This is a genomic window from Pseudomonas sp. BAV 4579, assembly GCF_009765395.1.
Taxonomy (GTDB): domain Bacteria; phylum Pseudomonadota; class Gammaproteobacteria; order Pseudomonadales; family Pseudomonadaceae; genus Chryseomonas; species Chryseomonas aestiva.
On record NZ_WHOV01000081.1, the window covers coordinates 21,898 to 37,036 of the forward strand.

Sequence of the window (15,139 nt, forward strand, 5' to 3'; positions counted from 1 at the left end):
GGGCTTAGAGGCTCACTATCGCGATAAGTGTCCAGGGGCGCCGCTTCGTTCAGTTGCGATTCAGATCGGGCGGCTAGAATTGCCAGGTGCGGCCCTGTCCGCCGCGATGGATCTTCAAGGAGTAAAGACATGGCGCTGCCCACCCGTATCCTTCTCGCCAGCCTGGCCCTGGCCACCCTGGCCGGATGCGCTTCCCCCAATCCCTACGAAAATCAGGGTCAGGCCAGCGGTGGCACCTCCAACACCGCCAAGTACGGTGGCCTGGGCGCTCTCGCCGGCGCCGTCGCCGGTGCCGCCATCGATCACAATCATCGGGGCAAGGGTGCGCTGATCGGCGCCGCGGCCGTGGGCGCAGCGGCAGCGGGCTACGGCTATTACGCCGACCGCCAGGAAGCCGAATTGCGCCGGCAGATGGAAAACACCGGCGTCGAGGTGCAGCGCCAGGGCGATGACATCAAGCTGATCATGCCCGGCAACATCACCTTCGCCACCGACTCGGCCGACATCGCCAACAGCTTCTACAAGCCGCTGAACGACCTGGCTAATTCCTTCAAGCAGTTCGATCAGAACAGCATCGAGATCGTCGGCTATACCGACAGCACCGGCAGCCGCGCCCACAACGTCGAGTTGTCCCAGCGTCGGGCGCAGAACGTCGCCGGCTACCTGACCGCCCAGGGCGTACCCGCGGCGCGACTGAGCACCCGCGGCGCCGGTCCCGATGCGCCCATCGCCAGTAATGCCACCGCCGATGGCCGGGCGCAGAATCGTCGCGTCGAGGTCAATCTGCGTCCCCTGCCCGGAGCGACCGGCACCCCCGCCCAGTAATGACCGCTCGTCGCCCGTGAACCGCAGTTTCCACGCCCTCGTGAAGGGCGGCGGAAACTGCTTTTCCATTTTGCGCTCTGATAGACGTCGCAAAGGCCCCCTCCTGTCAAATGGCAGGCGGCAGGCGCCTGTCCGGCTGCTACGCTAGTAGGGTTGGAGCGACACATCGCATAACGGACACGAAGGGAAGGGGTAGCCAGCCGCATATGGCTGCTGCACGGCGGCAGAAGCCGCGGGGAGAAAAGGCTTGATGGAGTGCCCGTTACCGCAGTCAGAGCAAGGCCCGGTGTTGCTGGTGGTGGACGACCGCCAGGAGAACCTGTTCGCCATGCAGGCCGTGCTGGAGGTCGGAAATTGGCGAGTGATCACCGCTGCCTCGGGTGAGCGTGCCCTGCAATACCTGCTGGACGAAACCGTGGACCTGGTCCTGCTCGACGTCCAGATGCCGATCATGGACGGCTTCGAGGTGGCGCGCATCATGCGCAGCAACCTGCGCACCCGCTTCACCCCGATCATCTTCGTTTCCGCCGAAGCCCACTCCTACGAATCGGTGCTGCGTGGCTATGCCACCGGCGCGGTCGACTATCTGCTCAAGCCCGTCGATCCCAATATCCTCCGCCACAAGGTGCGCTCGCTGCTCGATCACGAGCGCAATCGTCGCGAGTTGCTGCAGGCCACCCAGCAGCTGGAGCTGGCCAAGTCCTTCAGTGACTCGCTGCTCGACAATGCCGCCGAGGGCATCCTCACCGTCAACGAGCAGGGCCGGGTGACCTTCGCCAACGCCGCCATCGCCCGCATGTTGCGCTGCAGCGTAAGTGACCTGGTGCATGCCAACTTCCTCGACTTCCTCGAAGGGGGCAGCGGTCTCGACGACTGGCAGACCTCGCCCTTCATGGAACATTACGACCGCCGCGAGACCTATCGCCTGCACGACGCCCGCCTGCGCACCAATCGCGGCGACAGCCTGCCGGTGGCGCTGTCCTGCGCACCGCTGCCGCGCATGCAGCGGGCCATGGTCATCATCGCCCTGGACATGTCGCGCATGCGCGAGTTGCAGGACCAGCTCGAATCCCAGGCCGTCACCGATGCCCTGACCGGGCTGCTCAATCGCCGCGGCTTCAACCAGACCCTGGAAGCGGCGCTGGCGCGCAGCGGCCGCAACGGCAAGCGCATGGCCGTGCTCTACATCGATCTCGACGGTTTCAAGCGCATCAATGACTCCCTCGGCCACGAGGCCGGGGATCGGGTGCTGTGCATCGTCGCCGAGCAGCTCAAGAGTTGCATGCGGCCCTACGACATCCTGGCCCGCATGGGCGGCGACGAATTCACCGCGCTGCTCGATTCCCTCGAACATCCCGAGGATGCCGCCCGGGTCGCCGAGAAGCTCCTGGAGCTGCTGGCCACGGTGCATCGCATCGACGGCATGGAGGTCAGCCTGGGCGCCAGCATCGGCATCGCCAGCTATCCCGATTGCGGCCATACCGTGGACGGCCTGCTGAGATCTGCCGACATCGCCATGTACGAGGCCAAGCGCGGTGGACGCCAGCAGTACCGCTTCTTCTCGCCGGAAATGAATGGCCGTGCCCGTTCCCGGCTGATGCTCGAAGAAAGCGTGCGCAATGCCATCGACAACAAGGATTTCGTGCTCGCCTACCAGCCGCAGGTCTATCTGCGCGATGGTCGCCTGCGCGGCTTCGAGGCGCTGCTGCGCTGGGAGCACACGGTGGCCGGCAAGGTCTCGCCCAGTGTCTTCATCCCGCTGCTGGAAGAAACCCGGCTGATCAATCGCATCGGTGACTGGATCTTCCGCGAAGGCGCGACCAAGCTGCAGTCCCTGCAGGAGATCTACGGCGACGAGCTGTTGCTGAGCATCAACCTCAGTCCCGTGCAGTTCGGCATGCCGCAATTGGCGGAAAGCCTGCGCCAGATCATCGAGACCCACGGGCTGCAACCCAGGCAGCTGGAAATCGAGGTGACCGAGTCGGCGCTGATGCACGACATCGACTACACGCGGGCGCAGTTGTCGCAACTGCGCGCCCTCGGTGTGCGCATCGCGGTGGACGACTTCGGCACCGGCTATTCCTCGCTGGCGTACCTGCGCCACTTCGAACTGGACACCCTCAAGATCGATCAGCTGTTCATCGCCAACATGCTCGATTCCTCGCGCGATGCCGCCATCGTCAGCACCATCCTCGAGCTGGGCCGCAACCTGGATCTGGAAGTCATCGCCGAAGGCGTGGAGACTCTGGAGCAGCGTGACTGGCTGATCGAGCACGGCTGCGAAATCATGCAGGGCTTCCTGGTTTCCCGCCCGCTGAGCGCCGAGGTGACCGGACGCTTCCCCCAGCAGGTGGACTGGGCCGCCAAGCGGCCCGAGCCAACGCTCTAGGCGCCCTGAGGGCCTGCGCCAGCAGCGCGCAGCCGCCGTCCATCGGCGCAGGCCGCGGACCAGGCGGCGTGCCAGAGCTGGCGGGACTTCCCGGGCCGGCACCTGGCCAGCCAAACCACCCACGCCACTGAACGAACACCCGTCCGTGCCTTCTTATGCAAGGGCCACAGGCACGGAGTAGGAAGCATGCGGGGCGCCGTCTTTCCATGGCGGGAAAACAACAGGTTCGAATTGCTGGTGGACGGCGGTCGGTTCTTTCCGGCCATGCTCGAATCCATCGCTGGCGCCAGTCGCCAGATCGATGTCGAACTCTATCTGGTGGAAGCCGGCAGCTGCTCCGAGCAGCTGCTCGTGGCCCTGACCGAGGCGGCCCGCCGTGGCGTCGCGGTACGCTGCCTGTTCGATGGCTTCGGTACCCTGCGGATGGATGCCGGCTTGCGCCGTCAGCTGGAGGAAGCCGGCGCCGAGCTGCGCGTCTTCAATCCCGTGCGCTTCGGCCACGGTCTGCACAACCTGCACCGCGATCATCGCAAGATCTTCATCATCGACGGCGCAGAAGCCTTCGTCGGTGGTAGCGGCGCGACCGACGACTTCTGGGATCCGGCCAAGAGCGACTGCAACTGGCACGAGGTGATGGTGCGCATCCAGGGGCCGCTGGTGGAAGACTGGCTGGCCCTGTTCGAGCGCCAGTGGGAAGCGGTCGGTCGCCGCCGCGCCTGGAAGCCGCGTCCGCGGCGCGGACGCGAGCGTCCACCGCCACCACCCGCTGCCCAGGAAGGGCAGGGCCGGGTGGCCTATGCCGACGCCCGCCAGCACCGTGACATCCTCCAGGCACTGATCCGTGCCCTGGTGGGCGGCCAGCAACGCATCTGGTTCGCCACCCCCTATTTCCTGCCGACCTGGCGCGTGCGCTGGGCGCTCAGGCGCGCGGCGCGCCGCGGCGTCGACGTGCGCCTGCTGCTCACCGGCCGGCACACCGATAATCCGCCGGTGCGTTTCGCCGGGCAGCGCTACTACCGCAGCCTGTTGCGCGCCGGGGTACGCATCTACGAATACCAGCCGAGATTCATCCACGCCAAGATGGTGCTGGTGGACAACTGGGTCAGTGTCGGCTCCTGCAACTTCGATCACTGGAATCTGAGGTTCAACCTGGAGGCCAATGTCGAAGCGGTGGATCGCGGCCTGAGTCAGGCGGTGGCGGCCAGCTTCGTCAAGGATTTCGCCCAGAGTCGCGAGATCACCCTGGAATTCTGGCGCAGTCGCCCCTGGTGGAGATGGGCACGCGAATGGCTGTGGGGTTCGCTGGATCGCCTGGTGATCGGTGTACTGGGTCGCGGTTAGCAGCCCCGGTTGTCAGGTGCGGGTAACATAACCGATCCGGCGCTGTTGGCCGGACCCATCGTCCCGCGGACGAGGCCAGACGAGTAACGCCTTAGTGCAGAATTTAGATAAACACCGCTTCATCGGTCTGGAGTGGCTCAGGTTCCTGATGGGTTTCTATGTGGTCGTCTACCACACCATCCATTTCTATCCCGAGCGCAAGACCATCCCCCTGCTGGACGAGATCACCAGCATGGGCTTCTTCGCCACCAGCACCTTCTTCGTGCTCTCCGGCTTTCTGCTCGCCCATGTCTATTGCGGTCGCGGCAGCCTGCGCGAGCCGGCGCGCAGCTTCTGGGTCAAGCGTTTCGCCAATCTCTATCCGATCCACATCTTCGCCCTGCTGCTGGCGATGGCGGTGGTGACCTGGATCGGCAGTCTGGGTATTCCGCCGGGCGCGGCCACGGCCAGTGTCCGCTTCGTGGTGTTCGACACCAACGAACCCCTGGCGCGAACCAACCCCGAACTGTTCCAGCACTTCATGACCAACGCGGAGCTGGCCTTCAACGCCGTGCTGCAGCTGTTCATGCTGCAGGCCTGGAATCCCTATTATCTGACCTTCAACGCGCCCCTCTGGTCGATCTCGGCGCTGTTCTTCTTCTATCTGACCTTTCCCAAGCTGGCCCCACGACTGATGACCAGCGAGCGTCCCTGGCAGCTGTTGCTGCTGGTCTGGGTGCTCTATCTGATTCCGCCGCTGCTGGTGATCGCCAACCAGAACTATGGCATGCCCTTCACCGGCCTTCTGCAGCGGGTGCCCCTGTTCCGCTTGCCGGAATTCCTCGCCGGCATCCTGCTGTATGCCATCTTTCGTCGCCAGCACGCGCGGGGCTGGGCGCCGTCGGAAAGGCAGCGGCTGTTGCTGGCGAGCTACCTGATCCTGAGTTTCGCCCTGGGTACGGCACTCTTCACCCATGGGCCCAAGTTCTGGTACTTCCTGTTCCATAACGGCCTGTTCCTGCCGTCGCAACTGATCCTGGTCTATCTGGCCGCGCTGGCCCAGGAACCGGCCAGCGAGCGGATCCGCCACTGGTCGCCGCGACTCGGCGGCGCTTCGCTGTCGATGTTCGCCCTGCATGTGCCCCTGTCGGGCATCTACATGACCCTGGAGCAGCTGATCGGCGGCGATCTCAAGGCCTGTCTGAGCGGCAATCGCGAGGTCTGCGTCGCCGCCGCCGGGGCCTATACCAATTCCATCGAATGGTACTGGCTGTTCCTGCTGGCAGTGGTGGTGCTCTGCGTGCTGTTCCAGGAGCGGCTGGTGGTGCCGACCCGCAAGCGCATCCTCAAGGTGCTGCTGCCGCGCCTGGCGCCGCAGCAGCCGCCGCCCCAGGCTAGCGGCGGAAGCCTTCGGCCATGACGAAGAAGCGCGCATCCAGCGCTGCCAGCGGCTCATGCAGCTGCTCCAGCTGGTCGGCCGCCCCGAACACCTCGAAGCGTTCCAGGGTGGCGATGGCCTGGGCCTGCTCCAGCAGATCGCCGACGTTGTCCAGGTGGGCCAGCAGCGCCTGGGCATCGCGATAGCCTTCGCGGCAGCGTGCCGTGGCGCCGTCGTAGCAGAAGCCATAGTAGAGGCAGCCGGGTTCGTTCCGGGTGCGTTGCAGCATGGCCTCGCCCAGGCGCTTGAAGGCCTCGACCTGATCGGGCTGGATGGCAAAGACGGGGGCCAGGCTGCAGACGGAATCGCTGGGAAGAGTAGGCATGGAAACTCCTGGGTCAGGGGCGATCTCCATGCGACCCCTGCCGAGGGGACGGCGCTCCCGTGAACTGACGGACGTCAGCCGCCGACCTGGGCGATCCAGTCGTTGAGGTTGTAGTAGTTGGTTACCCGCGCCACCTTGCCGTCGCGGATCTCGAAGAAGGCCCCCACCGGCAGGTGGTAGGTCTGGCCGCTGGCCGGCGGCAGGCCCTCGTCGCTGGCCAGGTACTCGCCATGGATGACGAATTCGGCGGCGGCGCGGCGCCCGCTGGGTTCGGCCATGACGACCAGATCGGTCAGGCGTTCGCGATAGCAGCGATTCATGTGTGCCATGAAGGCCGCGAAGGCGGCCTTGCCCACCTGACGCTCGCCCTGGTTGATGTCGTGGACCACATCCTCGGTGAGCAACTCCAGAAAGATGTCCATGTCGCCGGCATTGAAGGCGGCGTAGTAGGCGTCGATGAGGTCGGTCGTGGTCATGGCGGTTCCTGTCGTGAACGAAAAAATGGCCTTGCCCGCACATGGTAGGGTGCCGCTACGCGGCCGACATAGCCATTCACGTGTCCTGCTTAACCAGAAGAGTCCATGGACATCCAACTCCTCCACGGCGCTGCCATCACCCCGCTGATTGCCGAACTCGCTACCCTGCGCATCGCGGTCTTTCGCGAATTTCCCTATCTCTACGACGGCACCCTGGCCTACGAGTCCCGCTATCTGCAGACCTACGCCCAGTCGCCGGACAGCCTCTGCGTGCTGGTCAGCGATGCCGGCCGCGTAGTGGGCGCTGCCACCGCCTTGCCGCTGGCGGACGAGACCGCGGAATTCCAGCAGCCCTTCCTCGCCAGTGGCTGGCCAGTGGAGCGGATTTACTACTTTGGTGAGTCTTTGCTACTGCCGACCTACCGCGGCAAGGGACTTGGCCGGCGCTTCTTTGCCGAACGCGAGGCCCGGGCGCGGCGGCTGGGGCGCTTCGCCTGGTGTGCCTTTTGCGCCGTGCAGCGCCCGGACGACCATCCCCGGCGACCGCCGCACTACAGACCGCCACACAGCCTCTGGCAGCGTCAGGGCTTCACCGAACAGCCGACGCTGACCACCCAGTACCGGTGGCAGGATCTCGACGAAACATGCGAGTCGCCCAAGCCCATGACCTTCTGGCTAAAGGAGTTGCCATGATCCGCCTCGCCGCCTGTCAATACGCCATCGAGCTGCTGGAGTCCTGGGACGCCTATGCCGCGCACCTGACCGGCCTCTGCGAGGAGGCCGCGGCCGCAGGCAGTCAGCTGTTGCTATTGCCTGAATACGCCGGCCTGGTGCTCAGCGGCCAGCTGCCTCCCGACGAGCGCAGCGACCTGCAGGGCTCCATTGCCGGCATCCAGCCGCTGATTCCGGTCTGGCGCGACCTCTGCGAAGGTCTGGCGCGCCGGCTGCAGCTCTATCTGCAACCCGGCTCGTTGCCAGTCCTCGACGACGACGGCCGGTATCGCAACCGGGCCTGGCTATTCGGCCCCGAGGGCTGCCTGGGCCATCAGGACAAGCTGATGATGACCCGCTTCGAGCGGGAAGAGTGGGACATCGTCGGCGGCCGCGAAGGCCTGCGGACATTCCATACGGCCCTCGGGCGTCTCGGCATCCTGATCTGCTACGACAGCGAATTCCCGCTGCTGGCCCGCCACCTGGCCGAAGCGGGTGCGGACCTGATCCTGGTACCGAGTTGTACCGATACCGTCGCCGGCTTCCACCGGGTGCGGGTCGGTGCCCAGGCCCGGGCGTTGGAAAACCAGGTCGCCGTGTTGCAGTCGCCGACGGTGGGTCTGGCACCCTGGTCGCCGGCGCTGGACGAAAATGTCGGTCGGGCCGGGCTCTTCGTCCCGCCGGATCGTGGCCTGCCCGCGGACGGCGTGATCGCCCAGAGCGCAGAACTCTGTCCGGACGTCAGCCAGTGGCTCTATGCCGACCTGGATCTGGACGAGGTGCGACGGGTGCGGACCCATGGCCAGGTGTTCATCCGCCATGACTGGCTGGAGCAGTGGCAAGTACTGGAGCCCAGGCGCTGAATGAAAAAAGCCCAGCACTGAGCTGGGCTTTTTCGTGGGACGGAACCTAGATCTCGACGGCGAGGCTGTCGGCGATCTTCTTCTGCCACACCTGCGGGCCGGTGATGTGCACCGACTCGCCACGGGTGTCGACGGCCACGGTCACCGGCATGTCCTTCACCTCGAACTCATAGATGGCTTCCATCCCCAGTTCCGGGAAGGCCAGCACCTGGGAGCCCTTGATGGCCTGGGCCACCAGGTAGGCAGCGCCGCCCACGGCCATCAGGTACACCGCCTTGTGGTCCTTGATCGCCTCGATGGCGATGGGGCCACGCTCGGACTTGCCGATCATGCCCAGCAGGCCGGTCTGGTCGAGGATCTGGCGAGTGAACTTGTCCATGCGGGTCGCCGTGGTGGGACCGGCCGGGCCGACCACCTCGTCGCCCACCGGATCGACCGGGCCGACGTAGTAGATGAAGCGACCCTTGAGGTCCACCGGCAGCGACTCGCCCTTGTTGAGCATGTCGACCATGCGCTTGTGGGCCGCATCGCGCCCGGTGAGCATCTTGCCGTTGAGCAGCACGGTCTCGCCCGGCTGCCAGCTCTGCACCTCTTCCGGGGTCAGGGTGTCGAGGTCGACGCGACGGGCGCTCGGACCGGCTTCCCAGACGATTTCCGGATAGGCGTCCAGCGGCGGCGCTTCCAGACTGGCGGGACCGGAGCCGTCGAGCACGAAGTGGGCGTGACGGGTGGCGGCGCAGTTGGGGATCATGCACACCGGCAGGGAGGCGGCGTGGGTCGGGTAGTCCTTGATCTTGACGTCCAGCACCGTGGTCAGGCCGCCCAGGCCCTGGGCGCCGATGCCCAGCTGGTTGACCTTGTCGAAGATCTCCAGACGCAGCTCTTCCAGGCGATTCTGCGGGCCGCGGGCCTTGAGCTCATGGATGTCGATCTCGTCCATCAGCGATTCCTTGGCCAGCACCGCGGCCTTCTCGGCGGTGCCGCCGATGCCAATGCCCAGCATGCCCGGCGGGCACCAGCCGGCGCCCATGGTCGGCACGGTCTTGAGCGCCCAGTCGACGATGGAGTCGGACGGGTTGAGCATGGCCATCTTCGACTTGTTCTCGGAGCCGCCGCCCTTGGCCGCGACATCGATCTCCACGGTGTTACCGGGGACGATCTGGTAGTGGATCACCGCCGGGGTGTTGTCCTTGGTGTTCTTGCGGGCACCGGCCGGGTCGGCCAGGATCGAGGCGCGCAGGACGTTTTCCGGCAGGTTGTAGGCGCGACGGACACCCTCGTTGATCATCTCGTCCAGGCTCAGGGTGGCGCCGTCCCAGCGCACGTCCATGCCGACCTTGGCGAAGACGGTGACGATGCCGGTGTCCTGGCAGATCGGCCGGTGGCCGGTGGCGCACATCCGCGAGTTGATCAGGATCTGGGCGATGGAATCGCGCGCAGCGGCGGATTCTTCGCGCAGATAGGCATCGTGCATGGCCTGGATGAAATCGACGGGGTGGTAATAGGAGATGAACTGCAGGGCGTCGGCAACGCTCTGGATCAGGTCATCCTGCTTGATCACGGTCATGTACGCGCTCCTCTTGGCGGTTTCTTGCGTCTCGGCCACGGGCGGTGGCGAGACGGGCGCGCAATTCGGGTCGCACGGACCGGGCCGCGAAGGAGCCCGATCGGAGGGGTGGCCTGACACACTGAGAAAGGCCCACCCGGCCAGGGCGGCCGACCCGAGAGCGGCGCGGCAGTATAGCCTTTAAGCGGCCGGACGGCACACCACCTGGGTCGACGGTGGGCGATCAGCGCCTAGCGGCGTTCCAGGGCCGCCGGATTGACCAGATCGGTCGGCTGCTCGCCTTCGAGGGCAGCGATCAGGTTGTTCACCGCGCGTTCGGCCATGGCGTAGCGGGTCTCGTGGGTGGCCGAACCTATGTGCGGCAGGGTGACTACGTTGGGCAGTTCGAACAGCGGCGAAGCCTCCAGCGGTTCACGGGTATAGACGTCCAGACCCGCGCCGCGGATCTGGCCCTGGCGTAGCGCCTCGATCAGCGCCGGCTCGTCGATGACCGGGCCACGCGCCAAGTTGATCAGGATGGCGCTGGACTTCATCAGCCCCAGTTCGCGTGCGCCGATGAGGCCTTCGGTAGCGGCCGACAGCGGCACCACCAGGCAGACGAAGTCGGCTTCCCCGAGCAGGTCGTCCAGTTCGCGGCGCTGGGCACCCATCTGCTCTTCCAGCTCGGGCTTGGCGCTGTTGGCGGTATAGAGAATCGGCATGTCGAAGCCGAAGTGGCCGCGCTTGGCGATGGCCGCGCCGATGCGACCGGCGCCGACGATGCCCAGGGTACGGCCATGGATGTCGGTGCCGAAGTGTTCTTCGCCGATGCCCTTGCGCCAGAGTCCGGCCTTGACGAAGGCATCCAGCTCCGGCACCCGCCGGGCGGCGCTCACCAGCAGGGTGAAGCCAAGATCGGCGGTGGTGTCGGTGAGCACGTCCGGGGTGTTGGTGAGCAGGATGCCGCGCTGGGTCAGGTAGTCCACGTCATAGCTGTCATAGCCGACCGAGACGCTGGCGATGGCTTCCAGGGTGGTGGCCATCTCCAGCTCCTTCTCGCCCAGCTTGCGACTGGCGCCGATCAGGCCCTGGGCCTTGGCTGCGGCAGCAGCGAAGAGATCGAGGTTGGCACTGGTGGGAATCACCTCGACGGTGAAGTGTTCGCGCAGGCGTTCCACCAACTGTTCTGGCAGGCGGTTGAAGACCACTACGTGCTTCTTGCTCATCGATACCTCGGCGTGTGGAAAAAGGGGTCAGGCCAGACCGGCTGCCGCGAAACGCGGTAACGCGGGATGCTGCTCCAGCAGGGCGGCGAGACCCTCGCGGGTAGGCTCCTGATTGAAGTCCAGGCCCAGGGCCTCGCGGTGGATGCCGGTGGCGGCCAGCCACAGACAGTCGATGTCCGCCGCCACGGCGCCAGGTACGTCGGTCACCAGGGAATCCCCGACGAACAGCAGGCGCCGGGCACCGCGGGTGGCCAGTTCCTCGGCTGCACAGCGGAAGGCATAGGGATCGGGCTTGCCGTACCAGGTGACCGCGCCACCCAGGGCGGCAAAGCGATCGGCCAGCTTGCCGGCCGCATAGAAGGGTAGACCCCCGGACACCACGTTGCGATCCGGATTGGCGCAGAGAAAGGGTTTGTCCAGGGCGGTAGCCAGGGGCGCGAAGCGGGCTTCCAGCTCGTCCTCGGGGAAACTGCCGACGCCGAGGATGATGGCCGCCTGGTCGATATCCTCGACGAAGCGCGCGCGGATCTCCGCGGGCCAGCCCGCCTGGCCGGTGCCAGGACCGGAGAGGTAGATACCGCCTGCGCGGAATTTCGGATCCTGCTGAAAGGCGTCGATGGCCAACTGACCCGAGGTGGTGATGCCGGCGAAGAGTTCGCGCGGCACGCCCAACTTGCCAAGTTCTTCGACCATGCCGTCCGCATCGCGGGAGGCATTGCTGAGGAACCACACCGGCTTGCCCTCGGCGGCACGACGCTCCAGCCAGGCGCGAGCGCCGGGAAAGGTCTCGTAGCCGTCGATCAGCACGCCCCAGAGGTCGAGGATGAAGCCGTCATAGGCGGCCAGCGCCTCGTCCAGTTGATCGAGGCGGAGCAGGGTGGGAGCGGTCATGCGGCGGATCCGATGGCAAAAGGGGAAACGACAAGCCTAACCCGTTTTGCCGAGCGGCTGCCGAAAACACAGACACCGGCCTGAGCCGGTGTCTGTTTGGTGCCTGTTGGCAGTGCTTAGCGCGTTGGCGCCTTGCCGGCCTTGGCGACTTCCAGGGCCTGGGTGTCGACGCGGCCGTAGATGTCTTCGAAGCGGACGATGTCGTCTTCGCCCAGGTAGCCACCGGACTGCACTTCGATCAGCTCCAGCGGTACCTTGCCGGGGTTGGCCAGGCGGTGCACGGAGGTCATCGGCAGGTAGGTGGACTGGTTCTCGGTCAGCAGGAAGACCTTGTCGTCACAGGTGACCTCGGCGGTACCGGAGACCACGATCCAGTGCTCGGCACGGTGGTGGTGCATCTGCAGCGACAGCTGGGCGCCCGGCTTGACGGTGATGCGCTTGACCTGGAAGCGCTGGCCCATGTCGATGGAGTCGTAGGAACCCCAGGGACGGAAGACTTCCTGGTGTGCCTTGACCTCGTTGCGATTCTGCTTCTCGAGGGCATTGACCAGCTTCTTGACGTCCTGGACCTTGTCCTTGTGGGCGATCATGACCGCGTCCTTGGTTTCCACCACGACCACGTTTTCCAGACCGACCAGGGTCACCAGCTTGCCGTTGCCGTGTACCAGGCAGTTGCGGCTGTCATGCAGGACGACGTCGCCCTTGATGACGTTGCCGTTGCTGTCCTTGGCATGCACGTCCCACAGCGCGGACCAGGAACCTACATCGTTCCAGCCGGCGCTCATGGGCACCACGCAGGCGCGGGTGGTCTTTTCCATCACGGCGTAGTCGATGGAATTGTCCGGGCAGACGGCGAAGGTGGCGGCATCGATGCTGATGTTGATGCCGTCGATGCTGCTGCGCTCCAGTGCCAGCAGGCAGGTGTCATAGATGTCGGTGTCGTGCTTCTTCAGCTCTTCCAGGAAACGGCTGGCGCGGAACAGGAAGATGCCGCTGTTCCAGCAGTAGTCGCCGGAGGCCACGTATTCGGTGGCGGTGACGGCATCGGGCTTCTCGACGAAGCGCTCGACGCGCGACACGCCCTGGGGCAGGCCGTCGTTGGAACCGGTCTTGATGTAGCCGTAGCCGGTCTCGGGCGCGGTGGCCGGAATGCCGAACAGCACCATCTCGCCACGCTCGGCGGCGGCGGCGGCCTGTTGCAGGGCGGCCTTGAATTCGGCTTCGTCCTCGATCACGTGATCGGCGGGCAGCACCAGCATCAGGTCGTCCTTGCCGTCAGCGACCAGTTGCATGGCAGCGATGGCCACGGCCGGCGCGGTGTTGCGACCGAAGGGTTCCATGATCAGCGCCTGGGGCTTGCACTCGACGGCCTTGAGCTGCTCTTCCACCAGGTAACGGTGTTCGGCGTTGCAGACGATGATGGGGCAATCGATGCTGCCCTCGCAGCCCAGGCGATTGATGGTCTCCTGGAACATGGTCTGTTCGCTGGTCAGGGCCAGGAACTGCTTGGGGTAGAGCTTGCGCGAGAGGGGCCAGAGTCGCGAGCCGCTACCACCGGACAGGATGACGGGAATCATGGGCGTTACTCCTTCAGCGTCTGCTGATTTGTGGCCGCTGTCCCTGAGGTCGGGACGAAGCGTCCATGCTTCGAAAGATCAACCGGCCGAAAGGTCGACCGGTACAAATTGAACGTGCGGACTGATTGCCATTGGCCAGCATCACCCGGGGCAAGGACCAGACAAAGACAGAATCAAACGAAAGTGGTTCTCAGCGAATTTTCCTTTTTTCGGAAAGGCAGCGGTTTTGAGATGTCCGGCAACTTTTCGCGCCTGGAACGTCTCCGCTACGGGGCTGAAACCTTTTTTATTGGAGGGAGATGACAGTCTTTCACGGATGGCAGGCACCGAATGTGACCCTCTAGCCAGTTCGATGGCCCAGCGTGCGGGCAATTGTGCCATCCGTCGATTCGCTCGGCTAATTCGGCGGTGTGTCGCGCAGAAACACCAGCTTGTCGGCCGAGGAACGCTCGGTCGAGTAGCGGTAACCCTGGTCATCGAAATCGCGCAGTTCGTCCACCTTGGAGACGCGTTGCTTGATCACGTGCCGTGCCATCAGGCCCCGTGCCTTCTTGGCGTAGAAGCTGATGATCTTGTAATCGCCATTTTTTAGGTCGCGAAACTCCACATCCACGACCCGGGCCTGCAGGCGCGCGCGGCGCACCGCGCTGAAATACTCGTTCGAGGCCAGATTCAGCAGGACCTCGTCACCCTGGGCCGCGAGATCCGCCTTGAGCCAGTCGCTGATACGATCGCCCCAGAAGGCATAGAGGTCCTTGCCGCGCGGATTGGCGAACTTGGTGCCCATCTCCAGGCGATAGGGTTGCATCAGATCCAGCGGACGCAACAGGCCATAGAGTCCGGACAGCATGCGCAGGTGCCGCTGGGCGAAGTCGAAGTCGTCTTCCTCGAAGTCCTCGGCGGCCAGGCCGGTGTAGACGTCGCCTTTGAACGCCAGCAGCGCCTGCTTGGCATTCTCCGGCGTGAAATCCGGGGTCCAGCTGCCGAAGCGGGCGACATTGAGGGTGGCGATCTTGTCGGACACCCCCATGAGCGCGGCGACCTCAGCCGGGGCGAGCTGGCGGAGCCCGTCGATCAGTTCGCGGGAATGCTCCAGGTATTGCGGCAGGGTATGGCGGGACGTGCTCGGCGGCGTGCTGTAGTCCAGGGTCTTGGCGGGGGATATCACCATCAGCATCGGCTTGGCTCCTCTTGGCGAGGCGCCATTCTAGAAGTCTCCGCCGCCGGGCTCCAGTGGGCCTTGCCGATAGGATCGATAGGTATTGACCACGTTCCCGGGGCGAGGTTGCCGGGTCAGGCGGCAGGAAACAGGGGCGCGCGAAAAAAATCGGGTACGACCAAAAAAAGCTTTTGTGCCTCAGGTCTTTTGCGTTATTACCGAAGTGTCCGTCGCATCTCCCGGGTCCCGTGCCCTCATGTTGGCCGGTCCGTGAACCCGTTGCTGGAGCGACGGCACCTTTCGCAGCGGAGCGTCGTCTGGCGCTCCGTCGACAGGCTTGCGAGTCAAGCGTTTCTACGAGGTGACCGAGTATGGATGATCACGGACGTTCCC

At 65.0% G+C, this 15,139-nt stretch carries 12 protein-coding genes and 1 pseudogene; 6 read left to right on the forward strand and 7 right to left on the reverse strand.

What is annotated here, in order from left to right; genetic code table 11:
* Positions 1-106: 106 nt before the first annotated feature.
* The 4 genes and pseudogenes from GSQ95_RS16290 to GSQ95_RS16305 all read left to right on the forward strand — a co-directional run bounded on the left by GSQ95_RS16290 (position 107) and on the right by GSQ95_RS16305 (position 5,954).
* A pseudogene (locus GSQ95_RS16290) lies at positions 107-825 on the forward strand (OmpA family protein).
* 250 nt (positions 826-1,075) lie between these two features.
* Positions 1,076-3,214: a bifunctional diguanylate cyclase/phosphodiesterase gene (locus tag GSQ95_RS16295; protein ID WP_158895690.1), complete on the forward strand. Its 2,139-nt coding sequence runs from the start codon at positions 1,076-1,078 to the stop codon at positions 3,212-3,214.
* A gap of 186 nt (positions 3,215-3,400) precedes the next feature.
* Positions 3,401-4,555, forward strand: a complete 1,155-nt coding sequence (locus GSQ95_RS16300; protein ID WP_158895692.1) for a phosphatidylserine/phosphatidylglycerophosphate/cardiolipin synthase family protein — start codon at positions 3,401-3,403, stop codon at positions 4,553-4,555.
* A 94-nt stretch (positions 4,556-4,649) separates the two neighbouring features.
* Entirely contained in the window at positions 4,650-5,954 is a 1,305-nt protein-coding gene (locus GSQ95_RS16305; RefSeq protein WP_158895694.1) for an acyltransferase, read from the forward strand.
* On the opposite strand, the gene GSQ95_RS16310 is transcribed toward GSQ95_RS16305, so the two are convergent.
* Together GSQ95_RS16310 and GSQ95_RS16315 are read right to left on the reverse strand one after the other, a co-directional pair.
* On the reverse strand, positions 5,929-6,297 hold the full coding sequence (locus tag GSQ95_RS16310; RefSeq protein WP_158895696.1) for a putative quinol monooxygenase: 369 nt from the start codon (positions 6,295-6,297) through the stop codon (positions 5,929-5,931). The two genes, GSQ95_RS16305 and GSQ95_RS16310, sit on opposite strands and share 26 nt — an antisense overlap.
* A gap of 74 nt (positions 6,298-6,371) precedes the next feature.
* Positions 6,372-6,773 carry a ketosteroid isomerase-related protein gene (locus GSQ95_RS16315; RefSeq protein WP_158895698.1) on the reverse strand — a complete coding sequence of 134 codons (402 nt, stop codon included), beginning with the start codon at positions 6,771-6,773 and terminating at the stop codon, positions 6,372-6,374.
* Between the two features lie 105 nt (positions 6,774-6,878).
* On the opposite strand from GSQ95_RS16315, the gene GSQ95_RS16320 reads away from it, so the two are divergent.
* Entirely contained in the window at positions 6,879-7,466 is a 588-nt protein-coding gene (locus GSQ95_RS16320) for a GNAT family N-acetyltransferase (protein ID WP_158895700.1), read from the forward strand.
* Entirely contained in the window at positions 7,463-8,347 is an 885-nt protein-coding gene (locus GSQ95_RS16325; RefSeq protein WP_158895702.1) for a carbon-nitrogen hydrolase family protein, read from the forward strand. The genes GSQ95_RS16320 and GSQ95_RS16325 overlap by 4 nt, the downstream gene beginning before the upstream one ends.
* A gap of 46 nt (positions 8,348-8,393) precedes the next feature.
* On the opposite strand, the gene GSQ95_RS16330 is transcribed toward GSQ95_RS16325, so the two are convergent.
* The 5 genes from GSQ95_RS16330 to yaaA all read right to left on the reverse strand — a co-directional run bounded on the left by GSQ95_RS16330 (position 8,394) and on the right by yaaA (position 14,764).
* Complete coding sequence (locus GSQ95_RS16330) at positions 8,394-9,914, reverse strand: fumarate hydratase (protein WP_158895704.1); 1,521 nt, start codon at positions 9,912-9,914, stop codon at positions 8,394-8,396.
* 230 nt (positions 9,915-10,144) lie between these two features.
* Entirely contained in the window at positions 10,145-11,119 is a 975-nt protein-coding gene (locus GSQ95_RS16335; protein ID WP_158895706.1) for a D-glycerate dehydrogenase, read from the reverse strand.
* 27 nt (positions 11,120-11,146) lie between these two features.
* Entirely contained in the window at positions 11,147-12,010 is an 864-nt protein-coding gene (locus GSQ95_RS16340) for a TIGR01459 family HAD-type hydrolase (RefSeq protein WP_158895708.1), read from the reverse strand.
* A gap of 116 nt (positions 12,011-12,126) precedes the next feature.
* Positions 12,127-13,587: a mannose-1-phosphate guanylyltransferase/mannose-6-phosphate isomerase gene (locus GSQ95_RS16345; RefSeq protein ID WP_158895710.1), complete on the reverse strand. Its 1,461-nt coding sequence runs from the start codon at positions 13,585-13,587 to the stop codon at positions 12,127-12,129.
* A 397-nt stretch (positions 13,588-13,984) separates the two neighbouring features.
* A complete protein-coding gene (yaaA, locus tag GSQ95_RS16350; RefSeq protein ID WP_158895712.1) occupies positions 13,985-14,764 on the reverse strand; it encodes a peroxide stress protein YaaA in 780 nt (259 codons plus the stop codon).
* Between the last annotated feature and the right edge of the window lie 375 nt (positions 14,765-15,139).